Origin of the sequence: Oceanicaulis sp., assembly GCA_040112665.1 — a bacterium.
Lineage (GTDB): Bacteria > Pseudomonadota > Alphaproteobacteria > Caulobacterales > Maricaulaceae > Oceanicaulis.
Genome location: CP157796.1, coordinates 450,831 through 467,477, shown reverse-complemented (window position 1 = coordinate 467,477; position 16,647 = coordinate 450,831). Strand labels below are relative to the sequence as shown.

Here is a 16,647-nt window from a genome sequence, read left to right as displayed (position 1 = left end):
GCTTCCGTGTCACGAATTTCGCTCGCGCGTGTTAGTTCAGCGAGGCCGAGGGGGCGCGAGACCGCCTGACGAATGAACGCATTGCTTCGAAGTTCCTGTAACGCGGCCATGCCGCCCGCAGTCGCGACCGCGCTCGCCCTGATCGCAGCTGTGTGCCTGAGCGCAGCCTCGACCGCCGCGCCCATGGCGCGCATCGAGGGGATCGAGGACCGCAGCCTGCGCGCCGGTCTGGCCGAAGCGCTGGGCGAGGCCGATCCGGCTGAAGATCGTTTCCGCGCGCGCGAGCGGGCGCAGGACGCCGCCGAACGTGCGCGGCTCTGGCTTGAAAGCCAGGGCTATTACGCCGCCGTGGTCGATCCGCGCCTGGACGAGGCGCAGCGGCCCGTCATCCGCGTGCGGCCCGGCCCGCAATTCACCTTCGGCTCGGTCGAGGTGGTTTTCGACCAGCCCGCGGGTGCGCCGCCGCCGGAGCCTGAAGCCCGCCGCGCGCTGGGGCTCGCGGTCGGTGATCCGATCACCGCGCGCGGCGTGATCGACGCCCGCGCCCGCGTGCTCGCCGAGCTGCGCAGCTCGGGCTATCCGGACGCGGCCGAGGGCGATCATGAGATCATCGTCGATCATGCGGTCGATCAGGCCTTCGCCGATTTTCTTTTCAGGACCGGCGACTTCATCCGCTTCGGCGATCCCGAATTCGCCGGCGGCCTGGCCGAGCTCGATCCTGAATACATCGATCGGCTCGCTCCCTATGAGATCGGCGAACCGGCGAGCCGGCCGGCGCTGGCCGAGTTCGCGAGCCGGCTTCAGGGGCTCGAAGCGATCGCGGTGGCCGACGCCCGGCTCGCACCCGCCGGCGTGGAGGATGAGAACGGCTACCGGCTGGTGGACGTTCGCGCCGATCCTGCGCCCAGGCACAGGCTGGAAGGCATCGCGTCGTATTCCACTGACGAAGGGATCGGCGCGGAAATCGCCTGGACGCGCCGCAATCTGTTCGGCCAGGCCGAGCTTCTGACCCTCGCCGGCCAGCTCGCCGAACTCGAACGCTCGGTGTCTGCGGAGTTCGTCGCGCCCCACTGGAGGCAGTACGGCCAGGAGCTGACGCTGTTCGCCGAAGCCGCCCAGGAGCGCACTGACGCCTTCGACCAGGACGTGGTGCGCACCAGCGCTACGCTCACCCGCCAGGTCACCGAACGCATCAGCGCGAGCGCCGGGGTGGAGTTCTCCACCGCCGAGATCCGCGACGCGCGCGGCGAGCGGCGGCTGAACACGCTCTCCGCGCCGATCGGGGCGGCCTATGACGGGCGCGACGATCCGCTCGATCCCAGAAACGGTGTATTCGTCGATCTCGCCGCCGAGCCGGGCTGGTCGTTCGGCGATAACGACGTGCGCTTCGTCCGGCTCGTGGGCGGGCTGAGGGGCTATCGCGGCGTTAGCGACAAGATCGTGCTCGCCGGCCGGGTGCGGGTGGGCACGCTGCAGGGCGCGTCGGCCTTCCGGGTGGGCGTGGACGAGCGCTTCTACGCCGGCGGCGGCGGGTCGGTGCGCGGCTACGCCTATCAGAGCCTGTCCCCGTTCAGGCCCAGCCCGATCACCAACGTGCTCGAACCGTTCGGCGGGGCGGCGCTGGCCGAGGTGAGCGGCGAGGTGCGCTACCGGTATAACGAACGCTTCGGCGCGGTGGTGTTCGTCGACGGCGGCGCGGCCACCGAGGACAGCCAGCCCGATTTCGGTGCGATGCGTTACGGCGCGGGTTTGGGGCTGCGCTACTATCCCGGCTTCGGTCCCCTGCGCGTGGACATCGCCACCCCGCTCGATCCCCGGGAGCGCGACGACGTGGTTCAGGTCTACATCTCGATCGGACAATCGTTTTGAGCGCTGAAGAGCAAACTCCGGCGCGCAAGAAGCGCAGGCTGATCGCCCGCCCGCTGGCCTGGCTGTCGGGGATCGCGACCTTCGTGATCCTGCTCGCGGTCGGCGCGGTCCTGCTCGTCACCGGCCCGCTCGGCCGGGAACTCGTGCGCGATTATGTCGACGGCCGGGAGGTGGCCGGATACGGCACGCTTGATCTGGGGCGGATCGACGGCGCGCTGTTCAGCGATTTCCAGATCGACCGGCTGGCGATCGAGACCGGCGAGGGTCCCTGGCTGATCGCCGAGGACGTGACCGTCGAATGGGACTGGCTGGCGCTGCTCGACCGGCGCATCCAGATCGAGGCGATCGGCGCGGAGCGGATCGAGATCCTGCGCCGGCCCGAGCGCGAACCGCAGGAAAGCGGCGGCGGAAGCTTCGACTGGGAGCTGGCGCTCGACAATATTTCGATCGGCACGGTCTATCTCGCCGAGGGCGTCGCCGGGCCGGAAGCCGAGTACGCGGTGGACGCCGCGGTCTCCAACGCCGGAGGCGGCTGGTCCGGGCGGCTTCAGGCCACCCGGCTCGACGCGGCGGGCGACGAGATCGATCTCGACTTCGTCTATCGCGACACGATCGAGATCGACGGCACGCTCGAGGCTGCGCCCGGCGGTCCGCTCGCCGAACTGCTGCGCGCGCCCGACCGCGGCGCGACGGTGCGGGTGGACGCCTCGGGCGATCTGCAATCGGGATCGGGCGAGGCCGGGATCGTCATCGGCGGGCAAGCGGCCGTAAACGCCCGCGTGGACTGGAGCGCCGAACGGCTCACCGCTTCGGGCCGCGTGCGGCCGGCGATCTGGCCGGAGTTCGAACGGCTTCAGACGCTTCTGGGCGGTCCTGCGGATTTTCAGCTCAGCCTGCCGCTCGACGGGGCGATCAACACCGCCGATCTCGACAGTTTCACGCTCGAACTCGGCGCGCCCGAGGCCGACCTCACGATCAGCCCGGCGGGCGAGCGGCGCTATCGGGTTTCGGGCCGCGCCGGGGCTGGGCTCGTGGCGACCGCGACGGACGGGCAAGTGGCCGCGTCTTCGGTTCAGGTCGAGGACGGTCTCGTGGATCTGTCCGGCGAGAGCTGGCGCTTCTCAGGCGACGTCGCCGCGAGCGATCTCGATCTGCCCGGCGAATACCGTTTCGGACGAGTCTCCGGACCGCTCAGCGTTGCCGGGCCGACCGAAAATCTCACCATCGAGGGCGATCTTCAGACCGAGGGCGTCCGGCACGACAACCAGACGATCGCAAACCTGCTCGGGTCCGCGCCGGGCATCGACGCGGCGGTGCGTTATGATCAGGACGCTCAGCGGCTTCGGATCGACCGGGCGGCGCTGAACGGCGCGGCGGGGCCGATCTCGCTGTCGGGTCTCGTCGATATCGGCGCCGAGCGCTTCGACATCGAAGCGGCCTCGCCGAGCTTCCGGGCCGACACGCTGACCGATCAGCTCGCCGGGCGCGGCGCGGTCGACGTGACGGCGTCCGGCGCGTTCGATGGCGCGGTGGACTTCACAGCCGAGATTTCAGGTTTCCAGCCGGCAGGCGCGCTGGCCGAGCGGCTGTCCGGCCCGATCGAAGCGCGGGTGACCGGTTCGCGCACCGCGGACGGCGCATTGTTCTTCGAACGCGTGCAGGCGCAAAGCCCCGACCTCGCCGTGGACGCGACGGGCGCGATCGAGGGCGAGACCTATACGCTTCAAGGCGAGGCGGCCTATTCCGGCGAAAGCCCTGTCGGCGGCGTGTCGCTGGCGGGCACGCTGGAAGCGGCGTTCGAAGCCACCTATTCCCCCGGCGGGCTGGACGCGCGCATCGACGCGCAGGCCGGCCGCGTCAGCGCAGGCCCGGTGCAGGTCGACGGCGCGCGCTTGCGCGTGCGCACCTCAGGGCCGCTCGACGATCTTTCCGGCGAAGCCCGGCTGACCGGGGAAAGCCCGCGCGGCCCGGTCGATCTCAGCGCCGACTTCGCACGCCGCGGCGAAACCCTGTCGCTGACGGGCCTTGAAGGACAGGCGGGCGGGCTGACCGTCGAGGGCGACGCCGAAGTGGGGCCCGAGACGATCACCGCCGACCTCAATGTCGCGCCGTCCGAAGGCTTCGGCGCGCTGGAGGTTTCCGTCACCGTCGCGAACGGCGAGGTCGACGTTCAGGCGAGCGCGACCGATCTGATCGCAGGCGATCTGAGTTATTTCGACCAGTTCGACCTCACCCTGACCGGGCCTCTGGAGGATGCGCGCTTCACGCTGGACGCCGCAGGCGCCTATGGCGCGCGCTTCGAGATCGACGCAGAAGGCCGGGTGCAGCTCGCGGGCGGTCCGCTGGAGGCGACCGCAATGCTGACCGGCGAATACGGCCCGGTCGACTTCGCCAGCCTCGAGCCGATCACGATCACCGGCGATCCGCTTTCTGCGAACGCGCTGCTGAGCGTCGGCGAAGGCCGGGCGCGGGTGTCGTTCGAGGGCGGAGAAACCACCCGCCTCTACGCCGAGCTGGACACCGTGCCCGCCGCCGTCCTGTCGCTGCGCCGCGCGCGCGAGCCGGTGGAAGGCACGCTGTCGGGCGTGCTCGATCTGGTGCGCGAGGGCGGGGTCTGGACCGGGCAGGGCGAGATCACGGGACAGGGCCTGCAGCCGGGCCTGGCGGACTATGACCGGCCGATCGAAGGCCGTGTGGCGCTGGACCTGACCACCGAGGCGCTGACCCTGGACGTCAGCGCGAACGGGCCGGAGCTCACCGCGACCGCGCAGGGCCGCATCGTCACCGGCCCGGTGTCCTCACCCGCCGATCTCACCGACGAGACCAATCCGATCGAGGCCAGCGCGCGCGTGGACGGCCGGATCGGCAGCCTTGCGGCGTTCCATCTGGGCGCAGGGCAGGCCCTGACCGGACGGGCGGACGTGTTCGCGGACGTCTCCGGCACGGTGGGCGATCCGGATCTGTCGGGGCGGGCGCGGCTGAGCGATGCGTCCTTCTCGGACTCCGCCACCGGGCTCGATCTGCGCGAGCTGACGATGGCGGCGACCTTCACCCAGAGCCGGGCGGAGATCACCGAACTGAGCGCCGTGGACGGCGAGGGCGGCCGGCTCACGGGCGGCGGAACGATTGAGTTCGCGGGCGGTCTGTCGGTCGACGCCGAGGCGGACTTCACCGATTTCCGCGTCGTCGACCGCGACGACGTTTCGGCGGTGGCGACCGGCAATGTCGATTTCACATTCTCGGACGGCGAGGGTCTGGTCTCCGGCCGGGCGGAGATCGACCGCGCCGAGGTGAGCCCGCCCGACGCCGGCCGGCCCGCCATCCCGAGCATCGAGGTGACCGAGGTCAACGTGCCCGCCGGCGTGCGCCCGCCCGATGACGACCCCACCGGCGCGGCGGTGATCGCGCTGGAATATCAGGTCGACGCCCCGCGGCGCATCTTCGTTCGCGGCGCGAACTTCGACACCGAATGGGGCGCGGAGCTGGCCATCGGCGGCACGATCGACGATCCCGAAGTCTACGGCGTGGTGCGCGCGGTGCGCGGCCGGGCCGATCTTCTGGGCCGTGTGTTCGACATCGAAAGCGGCGTGGTGCGCCTTCAGGGCGATCCGCGCGAGGCGAGCCTCGATCTCACCGCCGTGCGCGAGGAGCGCGACATCACCGCGCGCATCGTGGTGGACGGCACGGTCACCGATCCTTCGATCTCGCTGGCTTCGACGCCGTCCCTGCCGCCTGACGAGGTGGCGAGCCGGATCCTGTTCGGCGAAGGCGCGGCCAATCTCTCCGGGCTTCAGGCGGCGCAGCTCGCCGCCTCGCTGGCCTCGCTGTCGGGCTCGGGCGGCGGGTTCGATCCGCTGGGCGCGCTGCGCCAGGCCTCGGGCCTGGATCAGCTGGGCGTGCGCCAGGACGCCGAGGGCGACACGGTCGTCGCGGGTGGGCGCTATATCAGCGAAGACGTCTATCTCGAACTTGAGTCCGGCACCTCCAGCGCCGCGCCGGCCACCACGATCGAGTGGGAGCTGACCCGCCGCTTCACCCTGCTCTCGCGCGTGGACGCGGACGGGGAGGCGAGCGTGGCGGTGAGCTGGCGCACCGAATACGACGACAATCCGTTCGGCGAGGACGGGCTGTTCGACTTCGACCGGCTGGACATTTTCGGCCTCAATTTCGGCGGCGGCGAGAGGGACGAAGAGCCCGCAGACGGAGAGGCCGACGCGGCTCCGCCTGCCGAGGAGGACCGGCCCGCGCAGGTTCTGCAACGCCTGGGCGGGTAGCTGTCCAAGCCGATATGAACCGCGCCGCCGGGCTCCGCCGGTATGGAGCCGAGGCCGCGCTTTCGGGCCGGTGCGGGCGACTACCGCTCCGGCCCGCCGTCCGGGCTTTCCTCGGGCAGGCTGTCGCCGACGGGGACTTCGGCCGGATCGGCGAGCGGATCCTCGCTGGTCTCCACGATCTCCTTGCCGCCGCCGAACAGGGCCCGGCCGATATCCGGCCATTCGCCGGTCGCCAGGAAGGGCAGGGTCAGCGCCATCGCCACGGAAATGACGAGGCCGATGCCCGCCCGGATCGCGTCGGTGATCACGTCGAAGAAGGCCGAGCCGCGCTCGGCGGGATCGCTGAACGCGCCGCGCAGATCGGTGACGAAGCTGATCGCCAGCTCCCGGCCGGCCAGAAGGCCCAGGAACACCCAGGTGGTGCTCATCGGGATGTCGTTGATCTCCTTGAAGTACATCAGGACGATGCCGAACATGAAGTCCACGACCGTGGCCGAGCGCACGTCCACAGTGTTGGTCTTCGACAGAACGATCTTCTGGATCTCGCCGCCGCGGATCGCGAAAATGATCGCGTGCAGGCCGACCATCAGAAGGGTCGCGAAGATCAGAAGCCCGATCGAGAAGGTGACGGTGACGTCCCCGTCAGGGCCGACCACGGTCTCGCGCGGCAGGTAGACGAAGATGTTCGCCAGGTCCTGCATCAGCCATTGCGACCAGAGAAAACCGGTCGAGAGCCATTGCAGCACGTACCAGGTGTTGAACCGGTTGGTCAGAAACGCGATCGCGACCGCGACGACGGCCGTGATCCCCGCCGCGACCCAGTTCGCGTTCGCAAGGTCGGGCAGGGCCGGCCCGGCGACCAGAAGATAGACCAGCACGCAGATCAGCCCCGCCACGCCCGGGATCGCCCAGGGCGGGGAGTGCTCGGCGTCGACGTCGGAGCGGGACACCCATTTTTCGAAGATGCGCGAGATCAGAAGGAAGATCACCGCGCCCGCGCCGAAGGCGACGAGATAGCCCAGCAGCGACTTGACCAGCATGCTTCCCAGCACGCCCGCAGTCGCCGCGCCCCCGGTGAGGGTGAAGATGGTGAGCACCAGGAAGGTTGTGGAGACCGGTATGCCGAACCGGGTCAGGATCAGCAGCACCAGCGGGGGCAGCACGTGGTACCACTGGATGCCGGCGTCGGGGTAGGGGATGGAGTTCAGGCGATCGAACGCGATGTCGCCCTGATAGCCGAAATACCCGTAGAGCATCACGCCGACGATGATCGAGCTGGCGAACGCCCAGAGCACGACCCAGGAGCGTTTCGAGTTCGAGGCGAGGAACGTGCCCAGCGTCTGGATGACGTCGTTGGCGACGATCGCGTAGGCCGCGAAGCTGAATCCGACGAGCGCAAGCAGCGGCACGCCGAGGATCGCGATATCGGTCATGGTCGGACTCCGGTACCCCTCGCGCGCCAGAGCGCGCACCGGCTAGCCCGATAGCAAGAGCGCGCTGACCGGTGAAGCAAAACCGGTCAGCGCGCTCTGTAATTTCACAGCTTCGTCACGAAGCGTGAGGGGTCAGGCCGCCTTGTGAGCGGTGAAGTCCGCCGTCAGCCGGGCGCCGACATCGGGCGTGGTCTCCTCGCCGGCGGCCTTTTCGATCTCCCAGGAGAAGCACTCGGTGTCGTCGCTGGAGGCCCAGGCTTCAGCCTGTTTGGGCCTCAATTCGACCAGGCGCAGCTTGGGATCGTCCTTGCCGCGCTCGAACCAGGCTTCGGTGGTCTTGTCGAAATGCTTGTCGACCAGGTCCACGCGCGTGGCGTCGACCAGCTCGCCCTCGATCGAGGCGAACAGGTCGAATTTCGGCGCGACGACGTTGCAGACCACGTCCGCGGTCGCTTCGCCGCCCTTCAGGCCTTCATAGAGGTCGCTGTCGGAGGCGACGAAGAAGCGGACGACCCTGGCGGCGCGGTCCACCTTCGGGCTCATCGGCTGGAAGGTGCGGCCCTGCTTGGGATTGCCCAGCATGACGGCGATCGCGTCGTCCATGGCGTCGAAGATCGCCGCCTGGGGATCGGATTTGAATGCGGCGACGTCGGTCATTGAAAGCCTCGTTGCAGCTTGAAAAGGGTCTGGGGCGACGCGCGATGTCTAGCGGCGCGTCGCGATGATCCAGATCGCGTGGATGATGCCCGGGATGTAGCCCAGCAGCGTCAGCACGATGTTCAGCCAGAAATGAAGGCCGAAGCCGACCTGGGTGAACACGCCAAGCGGGGGCAGGATGATCGCGAGGATCAGGCGGAAGACGTCTCCGCCGGTCAGTCCTCCGCCGGAATGGTCGTGAGTGTGCGTATTAGGTCCGGCCATCGAAATCTCCGTTCGCGGCTCATGGGGAGGTTTGTGGTTTGCGGACAATGCGTAGGCCGCCGCCTGCGTTCCGCGCCGATCGCGCGTCTGTAGCCCCTCATGACATAAAATTTGTACCGTCTGGACGGTTTATCTTGTCAAAACCGTCCAGACGGTATAGATGCAGTGCAGCAAACAGATCGCGAGCGCACCCCATGGCCGCCGAAACCGAAAAAGACGACGCGAGGCCCAGCACGCCTGACCTCATCCTGGACGCCGCCGAGCGCGTGGTGGCTCGCGAGGGCGCGCGCCGGCTGACCATCGACGCGGTGGTCAAGGAGAGCGGATTTTCCAAGGGCGGGGTGCTCTACAACTTCCCCTCCAAGCTCGACCTGATCAAAGGCATGGTCGCACGCATGGTGACGAGCTTCACCGAGGATCACGCCGCGGCGATGAAACAGGCCGAGGCGGACGGGACCTCGCCGCTTCAGGGCATGGTCCAGGCGCTGCTCCGCAAGAAGGAAGATGACATGGAGCGGCAGGTCTCCATGGGCCTGCTCGCCGCGATCGCGGAGAACCCCGAGCTGATCGACCCGATCCGCGACGCGCTCGCCGCAATCCGTGAGGACTTGATCGCCCACGCCCCCGACCCGGTGCTTGCGAGCGTCGTGCTGCTGGCCGCGGACGGGCTGCACTTCTCAGACATTCTGGGGCTCGACGTGATCGGCGAGGACGACCGCGCCGCGGTCGAAGCCCGGCTTTTGTCGCTGGTTTCGGAGCCTTCGCGATGACCGCCCGTCTTTTTCCCCTCGCAGGCCTGATGCTGGCGCTCGCCGCCTGCGGCGCGCCCGAACCCGACGCCGAAGCGCCCGTTCGCGCGGCGCGGATCGAGATCGTGCGCCCGGCGGAAAGCGCGGCGGTGCGCGAATTCGTCGGCCGTGTCGAGGCCCGGCTGACCGTCGATCTCGCTTTCCAGGTGGGCGGCCGGCTGGCCGACTTCCCCGTCAGCGAGGGCGAGATCATCGAGGAGGGCGCTCTGGTCGCCCGGCTCGAGACCCAGGATTTCGAGCGCGCTTTGCGCGAGGCGCAGGTGCAGCTTCAGCAGGCCCGGCAAAATCTCGAGCGCCAGCAGACCCTGCATGCGCGCGGCATCGCATCTGACGCCGCGCTGGAGGACGCGCAGACGGCCTACGACCTGCGCGCCGTCGCGCTGGACAATGCGCGGCAGAATCTCGACTACGCTGCGGTCTCCGCGCCGTTCGAAGGGCTGGTGAGCCGGCGGCTGGTGGACAATTTCACCACCGTGGCGGCCGGCCAGCCTGTCGTGCGTCTGCAGGACGTCTCCGAGCTGCGCGTGGCGATCCAGGTGCCTGAAAGCGTGCTCGCCCTGGTGGACGAGACCGAGCCGCGCGAGATGACCGCGCGCTTTCCCTTCCTGCCCGATCAGACCTTCGCGCTTGAATTCCGTGAGCTGGTCGCCGAGCCCGACCGGGCGAGCCAGACCTACACCGCGCTCTTCGCCCTGCCCGGCGACATCCCGGCGAACATCCTGCCCGGCATGACCGCGAACGTGCGCATCCTGATCGAGCCGGACGCGGACACCGTCTCCGACGCGGTCCGCGCGCCGGTGAGCGCGCTCGCCGCGGCGCCGGACGGCGGCTTCGTGGTGTTCGTCTACGATCCGGGGAGCGGCGAAGTCAGCGCCCGGCGGGTCGGGGTGGGCCCCGTGACCGGCGAGACGGTCCTGGTTGAAACCGGGCTTCGTCCCGGCGAGCAGATCGTGACCGCCGGGGTCACGGCGCTTCATGACGGAATGAAGGTGCGTCCGCTCCAGCCGGTCAGCCGGACCGCCAGCGGCGCGCGCTAGGGAACTCAGCGATGAGCGAAACACACGTTTCCGCCCCGGCCAGCCGGCGCGGCGCGATCGCCCGGCTTTCGATCGAAAAGCCGGTGATCGCCTGGCTGATCGTGCTGTTCTGCCTGTTCGGCGGGGTGTGGGGGTTCGATACGGTCGGCCGGCTGGAAGACCCCGCCTTCACAATCAAGGAAGCCATCGTCTTCACCCCCTATCCCGGCGCCACCGCCGAGGAGGTCGAGCGCGAGGTGACCGAGCGGGTGGAGACCGCCATCCAGCAAATGGGCGAGCTGCGCGACGTGATCAGCGAATCCGCGCCCGGGGTGAGCGAGATCCGCGTGCGCATCCGCGACGAATACGACGGCGCCGAGCTGCCCCAGATCTGGGACGCGCTGAGAAAACGCGTCGAGGACGTGCAGGGCCGGCTGCCGCCCGGCGCGGGCCCCTCCCAAGTCTATGACGATTTCGGAGACGTCTACGGCATTCTCTACGCGGTGGTCGCGCCGGGCTATTCGGATGCGGAGATCCGCGACATCGCGAACTATCTGCGCCGCGAGCTTCTGGTCGTGGACGGCGTCTCCAAGGTCGAGCTCGCCGGGGTGCCCGAAGAGCGCATCTTCATCGAGATCCCGCAGGAAAATCTCGCCCGGCTGGGCCTGCCCGTGGGCGCGGTGCTGGAGACGCTCTCCACCGAGAACGCCGTGGTCAGCGCCGGCGAGACGCCCGCGGGCGGGCGGCTTCTGTCCATCGACATGCCCCCGCGCATCGGCGGGGTGGCGAGCATGGAGGCGCTGCTGATCAATCCCGGCGATGCGGGCGGCACGCTGCGCCTGTCGGATATCGCCACCGTGCGCCGCGGGCCCGTCGAGCGCGCCGACCAGTACATCTACCACCAGGGCGAACGCGCCTTCACGGTGGGGATCTCAGGCCTGGCCGACGCAAACATCGTCGACGTGGGCGACGCGGTCGAAGCCCGGCTGGACCTGCTCATGGCCGAACTGCCCGTCGGGGTCGAGCTCAAACCGATCTACGAGCAGCACGTGGTGGTCGATCAGTCCATCGACGGCTTTCTGATCAATCTCGCCCTGTCGCTGGCGATCGTGATCGGCGTGCTGTGCGTGTTCATGGGCTGGCGCGCCGGGGTGACGGTGGGCGCGGTGCTGCTTCTGACCGTGTTCGGCACGCTGGGCTTCATGGCCGCCTTCGACATCACCATGCAGCGCATCTCCCTGGGCGCGCTGATCATCGCCATGGGCATGCTGGTGGACAACGCCATCGTGGTCACCGAGGGCGTGCAGATCGCCGTGCGCCGCGGCCAGCCGCGCATGCAGGCCGCCACCGAAGCGGTCGCCTCGACCCAGTGGCCGCTTCTGGGCGCGACGATCATCGGCATCATGGCGTTCTCCGGCATCGGGCTGTCGCCCGATTCCACCGGGGAGTTCCTGTTCTCGCTCTTCGCGGTGATCGGCATTTCGCTGATCCTGAGCTGGGTGCTTGCGATCACGGTCGCCCCGATGATCGCCTATCACCTGTTCAAGTCCGAAAAGCCGGTCGAGGGCGATCCTTACGCCGGGCCGATCTACGCGACCTATCGCGCCATACTGACCGGCGCCCTGCGCGCGCGCTGGCTGACGGTGGCCGCGCTGATCGCAGTGACGATCGCGAGCTATTGGGGCTTCGGCTTTGTAAAGAACAGCTTCTTTCCGAACTCCAACACGCCGATCTTCTACATCAACGTGACCGAGCCGCAGGGCGCGGACATCCTCGAGACCGACGCCACCTTGCGCGACATCGCCCGCTTCGCCGCCGCCCAGCCCGAGGCGGTGACGGTGGACACCTTCGTGGGCCGCGGGGCGACGCGCTTCATGCTCACCTATATGAGCGAGCAGCCCAATCCGGCCTACGGCCAGCTGGTGGTGCGCACCGAAGGGCTTGAAGACATTCCCGCTCTGGCCGAGCGCATCGTCGATTACGCCCGGCAAACCCATCCCGACATCGAAGCGCGCGCTGAGCGCATCGTCTTCGGCCCGCCCGCCGGCGCCCAGCTCGAAGCGCGCTTTCAGGGCCCCGATGCGGCCACGCTGCGGCGGATCGCCGACGAGGTGACCGCCCGCCTGCGCGCCGAAGGCCAGGTGCAGGATCTCAGGATCGACTGGCGCAACAAGGCGCTGACGCTGGAGCCGCGCATCGTCGAAGCCCGCGCCCGCACGATCGGGGTGACCCGCGCAGACGTCGGAGAAGCGCTGCGCTTCGCCACCGAAGGCGAGCAGGTCGGGGTCTATCGCGAAGGCGACAATCTCATCCCGATCCTCGCGCGCGCCCCGGCCGACGAACGCGCCCAGCCCGAGAACCTGTCAGACCGGCTGATCTGGAGCCCGGCGCAGAACGCCTATGTGCCGATGGGCCAGGTCGTCGACGGCTTCGATCTGGTCGCCAAGGAGACCCTGATCCAGCGCCGCGACCGGGTTCGGACCCTGACCGTGCAGGCCAACCCCATGCCCGGCGAAACGGCGGCCGAAGCCTTCGAACGCTTCTCCGCGATCGTGGCGAGCGTGGAGCGGCCGCGCGGCTATACGCTGGAATGGGGCGGCGAGCATGAGGCGAATCTCGAGGCCAACCAGTCCCTGGGCTCGGTTCTGCCGTTCTCGCTTCTGGTGATGATCGTCACGTCCGTGCTGCTGTTTCAGACCGTGCGCCAGCCGCTGATCATCTGGCTGATCGTGCCGATGAGCGTGATCGGGGTGACGGTGGGGCTTCTCGTCACGAACGTGGCGTTCAGCTTCACCGCGCTTCTGGGCCTTCTGTCGCTGTCGGGCATGCTGATCAAGAACGCCATCGTGCTGGTCGACGAGCTCGATCAGCGCATCGCCCGCGGCGAGGACCGGTTCGAAGCCGTCCGCGAAGGCTCGGTCTCCAGACTCCGGCCTGTCATGCTGGCCGCCGGCACGACGATTTTGGGCATGACCCCGCTGGTGCTCGACGCCTTCTTCCAAGGCATGGCCGTGACCATCATCTCCGGCCTCGCCTTCGCCACCGTGTTGACGCTGGTGGCCACCCCGGTGCTCTACGCTCTGTTTTTCAGGGTGCGGGCGGAGGCGGTTCGGGATTGAACCTGGGCTTGCCCGCCTTGAAGGCGCGCTCGTCTTTCCTGGCGGGGTAGATCAGCGAGAGCGTCGAGCCCAGCGTGTAGTACGAGCGCAGGAATCTGAAGCCCATATAGAGCGGCAGCACCCAGAGAAGATCAAAGCGCCGCCAGACGATCAGCACGGTGATCGCCAGGATGAAGGGCATGCCCAGCACGACGGCCACCACCGTGGCGTAGTCGGGGTGGGAATAGACGTTGCCGAACAGCGCCCAGACGATGAAGCCGTAGATCAGCAGCGGCGCCATCATCGCCCGCCGCGCCCCGTTCAGAAGCGTGAAGGGCAGCACCACCGAGCCGATGATCGATCCGTTGGTGAACAGCACGGACCGATTGTGCGCGGTCACGTGATAGAGCGAGCGGAACCAGCGCGTGCGCTGCTCGCGCAGGAAGGCGACGGTGTCGGGCGTCTCGGTGTAGAACTTCGCCTTGGGATCGGAGACCATCCGGTAGCCCAGCGAGGTCATCGCCAGCGTGATGTCGGTGTCCTCCCCGTTCATGCCCTCCACGAACCCGCCGGCCTCGTCCAGCGCGGTCTTGCGGTAGATCACGAACATGCCCGGCAGGCCGAAAATCCCGCCGAACGCGCCGAAGCTCACCTGCACGAAGCCGTGGCGCAGCAGCACCTCGACCGCGCGGATCTTCGAAAGAAGGCCTTCGTCCTCATGAGGCAGAGGCAGGCCGCCGACCGCGCCGACATTGTCGTTTGCGAAATGGCGCATGGCGACGGCGATGGCGTTGTCGCCGATCTCGGTGTCCGCGTCGATGCGGACCACGAAACCTTCATGGATGAGATCGAGGCCGCGATTGAGCGCGCGCGCCTTGCCGGGGATCTTGCTCTGATCGACCACGTAGTCGGCGATATGCCCGCATTCGGCGAGCACGGCCTCGGCGAGCCGGCCGGTCTCGTCGGTGGAGTTGTTCTCCATCACCACCACCCGGACCGGCCCGGCGTATTTGCCCGCCGCGCGATCGACGGCCCTCAAGGTGTCGCGGATCTGGTGAGCTTCGTTATGGGCGGGGATCAGCACCGCGACCGGCGGGGCGTATTTGCGGCGGCGCGAGACGATGTTCCTCAGCCAGCCGATCGTGGCGAGCTGGCCGGTCATCACCTGCTGGGCCAGGAACACGCCGGGCCCCATCCCGCCCAGAAGCGCGATGGCGCGCAGCTCGTCGGCGGTGTCCTCATAGACCGTCGCGACGATGATCGCGATCACCGCCGCGATGAAGGCGGTGACCAGCACCAGCGCGTATTCGTGAAACCTGCCCTCGCGCAGATTGGGCACGCCTGAATCCACCGGCAGGCGGGCGTTGTTCAGAACCGTGTGCGGGAAGATGGCGAGCCCCGCCATGCCGGCCAGGAATTGCTGGAAGTGGATGGGCCAGACCGCGTCCGCGAAGCGCCAGCTCGCCCAGCTCGCCCCGTCGATGATCGCGCAGGCGACCGCGAACTTCGCGGTGAACAGGAAGGCGAGCTTGAGCTTGCTCCCGATCCCGCCGAACGCGAACAGCGCATAGGTGAGAAAGAAGGCGAGCAAGAAGGTGCGCACCGGCAGGATGGCGTTCAGACGGTCCACCGAGAACAGCACGAAATCGCTCGGCATCAGGAAGAAGGTGAGCGTGAACAGCTCGGGCAGCGCTAAAAGCGCGACGGCGATCGCGCCGAACACGACCAGGGCGGCGTCCTGTACGATGCGCGGCCGGGCGACCGACACGCCCTTGGGCGCTGAATCCACCGATCGGAAGAAATCCTGCGCCCGGCCCATGGAGTCGAAGGCGGCCCGGTCGATCCGGCCTTCCTCTTCCTTGCCGGGCTCGATGCGGTCGGGCCGCGGCGGCGGGGTTTCGCGCAGGCGCGCCTTGACGGTGGCCGGCCGCGGCGGGGGCGGCGGCGCCTGGGTGGTCGGCGATCCTTGCTTGTCGTCCTCGGCCATCTGCCCGATTTCCGCCCCTCTTGCGGCGTCTGCACGCCACATGAACCCGATTACCTTGTTTAAGGTTTTCTTTACCGTCAAATGCGGCGCGATTTAGATTTCGTGCTAGGTTTCGCCGCGAGGGACGCCAACGGGGGATTTCAATGCGTCTGATGATCTGTGCGGCGGGCCTCGCCGCGACCGGCGGCTTCGCGTTCGACGCGTCGGCCCAGGACGGCCGGTTCGAGCTTTCAAGCGAGAACATGATCGCGCACGACGACCCCTTCGCGCCCGAGGACGAGCTCCTAAGCCCGCTGGGCGCGCCGTTCGCGCTCGAGACCGGATTTGACTCCAACACCTGGGCGCGCTGGGTGCAGCCGCTCGAAGGCCGCAAGGTCGTCCGCGTCGAGGGCCAGGTCCGCGCGCGCACCTATTTCGACCGCGACGAGCTCAACTCGGTCCTGCTGACCCCGCGGGTGCAGTACTGGGACACGTTCGCGGACAATCGGGTGCAGATCCGGCTTCGCGCGCAGTATTCGCGCCTCAATCGCGACGGCGATCATCAATGGGACCGCCCCGAGGCCGAGGCCCAGCTGCGCCTGCGTCCCTCCGGCGACCGCTCGGCGGAGACGGTGCTGCGCGTGCGCTACACCGAGTATGATTTCGCCGACGCCGTGCTCGATCCGCTCGATTCAGACCGTGTGCGCTACGGCGCCGAGCAGTTCTTCCGCTTCGAGGACGAGCGCGCGCAGCTGCGGCTGTCGGCGTTTTACGAAACCGCCGACGCGAAAGACCCGGCCTTCTCCTTTGACGAGGTGCGCACGCGCACCGAGCTGACCTTCACGCCCGAGGAGCGCACCGTGCTGTCGCTCTCGGCGGATTATCGCGACCGGGAATACGAGGCGGACTTCTCGACCGCCTTTCCCGCCCCGCGCGCCGATCAGCGCTTTATCGCCGAGGCGCGGGTGGAGCGCGCGGTGTCGCAACGCATCACCGCTTTCGCCGCGGCTGGCTATCTCGACAACGAGTCCAATATTTCGACCCGGGATTACGGCGGGGCGACCTTCAAGGCGGGCTTCCGCCTAACCCTCTGAGCAACAAGGAGGCGCATCCGTTTCGCCACATTGCTGACACAAGCCGGCCCGCCAGAAGCCTGAATACGGACTTTCGCAGGCCCCATTGACCGGTCAGTTCTGCAAGGGTGAATGATCTGTAAAGGATCGGAGGGGCGCGGCAGACGCCTCAGGCGAACGGGGGTTCG

Annotated in this window: 10 protein-coding genes; 6 read left to right on the top strand and 4 right to left on the bottom strand. The window is 68.3% G+C overall.

Going from position 1 to position 16,647, the window contains the following annotated elements:
• Window positions 1-108 precede the first annotated feature (108 nt).
• Window positions 109-1,869: an autotransporter assembly complex family protein gene (locus tag ABL308_02280; GenBank protein XBQ16711.1), complete on the top strand. Its 1,761-nt coding sequence runs from the start codon at window positions 109-111 to the stop codon at window positions 1,867-1,869.
• Window positions 1,866-6,143, top strand: coding sequence for a translocation/assembly module TamB domain-containing protein (locus tag ABL308_02275; GenBank protein XBQ16710.1), 4,278 nt, complete (start codon window positions 1,866-1,868; stop codon window positions 6,141-6,143). Before ABL308_02280 ends, ABL308_02275 begins: the two co-directional genes overlap by 4 nt.
• A gap of 80 nt (window positions 6,144-6,223) precedes the next feature.
• Here ABL308_02275 and ABL308_02270 read toward each other — a convergent pair whose 3' ends face one another.
• The 3 genes from ABL308_02270 to ABL308_02260 all read right to left on the bottom strand — a co-directional run bounded on the left by ABL308_02270 (window position 6,224) and on the right by ABL308_02260 (window position 8,497).
• The gene (locus ABL308_02270) at window positions 6,224-7,576 is read right to left on the bottom strand and encodes a hypothetical protein (GenBank protein XBQ16709.1); all 1,353 of its coding nucleotides are present in this window, start codon (window positions 7,574-7,576) and stop codon (window positions 6,224-6,226) included.
• Window positions 7,577-7,708: 132 nt separating this feature from the next.
• Complete coding sequence (locus ABL308_02265) at window positions 7,709-8,233, bottom strand: pyridoxamine 5'-phosphate oxidase family protein (GenBank protein ID XBQ16708.1); 525 nt, start codon at window positions 8,231-8,233, stop codon at window positions 7,709-7,711.
• A gap of 48 nt (window positions 8,234-8,281) precedes the next feature.
• Window positions 8,282-8,497 carry a YqaE/Pmp3 family membrane protein gene (locus ABL308_02260; protein XBQ16707.1) on the bottom strand — a complete coding sequence of 72 codons (216 nt, stop codon included), beginning with the start codon at window positions 8,495-8,497 and terminating at the stop codon, window positions 8,282-8,284.
• A 194-nt stretch (window positions 8,498-8,691) separates the two neighbouring features.
• On the opposite strand from ABL308_02260, the gene ABL308_02255 reads away from it, so the two are divergent.
• Genes ABL308_02255 through ABL308_02245 form a run of 3 tightly spaced genes read left to right on the top strand, consistent with a single transcriptional unit; the run spans window position 8,692 to window position 13,441 of the window.
• Window positions 8,692-9,267, top strand: coding sequence for a TetR/AcrR family transcriptional regulator (locus ABL308_02255; GenBank protein ID XBQ16706.1), 576 nt, complete (start codon window positions 8,692-8,694; stop codon window positions 9,265-9,267).
• A complete protein-coding gene (locus ABL308_02250; GenBank protein XBQ16705.1) occupies window positions 9,264-10,343 on the top strand; it encodes an efflux RND transporter periplasmic adaptor subunit in 1,080 nt (359 codons plus the stop codon). The genes ABL308_02255 and ABL308_02250 overlap by 4 nt, the downstream gene beginning before the upstream one ends.
• 11 nt (window positions 10,344-10,354) lie before the next feature.
• On the top strand, window positions 10,355-13,441 hold the full coding sequence (locus ABL308_02245) for an efflux RND transporter permease subunit (protein XBQ16704.1): 3,087 nt from the start codon (window positions 10,355-10,357) through the stop codon (window positions 13,439-13,441).
• On the opposite strand, the gene ABL308_02240 is transcribed toward ABL308_02245, so the two are convergent.
• Window positions 13,410-15,449 carry a glycosyltransferase gene (locus tag ABL308_02240; GenBank protein XBQ16703.1) on the bottom strand — a complete coding sequence of 680 codons (2,040 nt, stop codon included), beginning with the start codon at window positions 15,447-15,449 and terminating at the stop codon, window positions 13,410-13,412. The two genes, ABL308_02245 and ABL308_02240, sit on opposite strands and share 32 nt — an antisense overlap.
• Before the next feature lie 101 nt (window positions 15,450-15,550).
• Here ABL308_02240 and ABL308_02235 point away from each other — a divergent pair, with 101 nt between their 5' ends.
• Window positions 15,551-16,480, top strand: coding sequence for a hypothetical protein (locus ABL308_02235; protein ID XBQ16702.1), 930 nt, complete (start codon window positions 15,551-15,553; stop codon window positions 16,478-16,480).
• Window positions 16,481-16,647 lie beyond the last annotated feature (167 nt).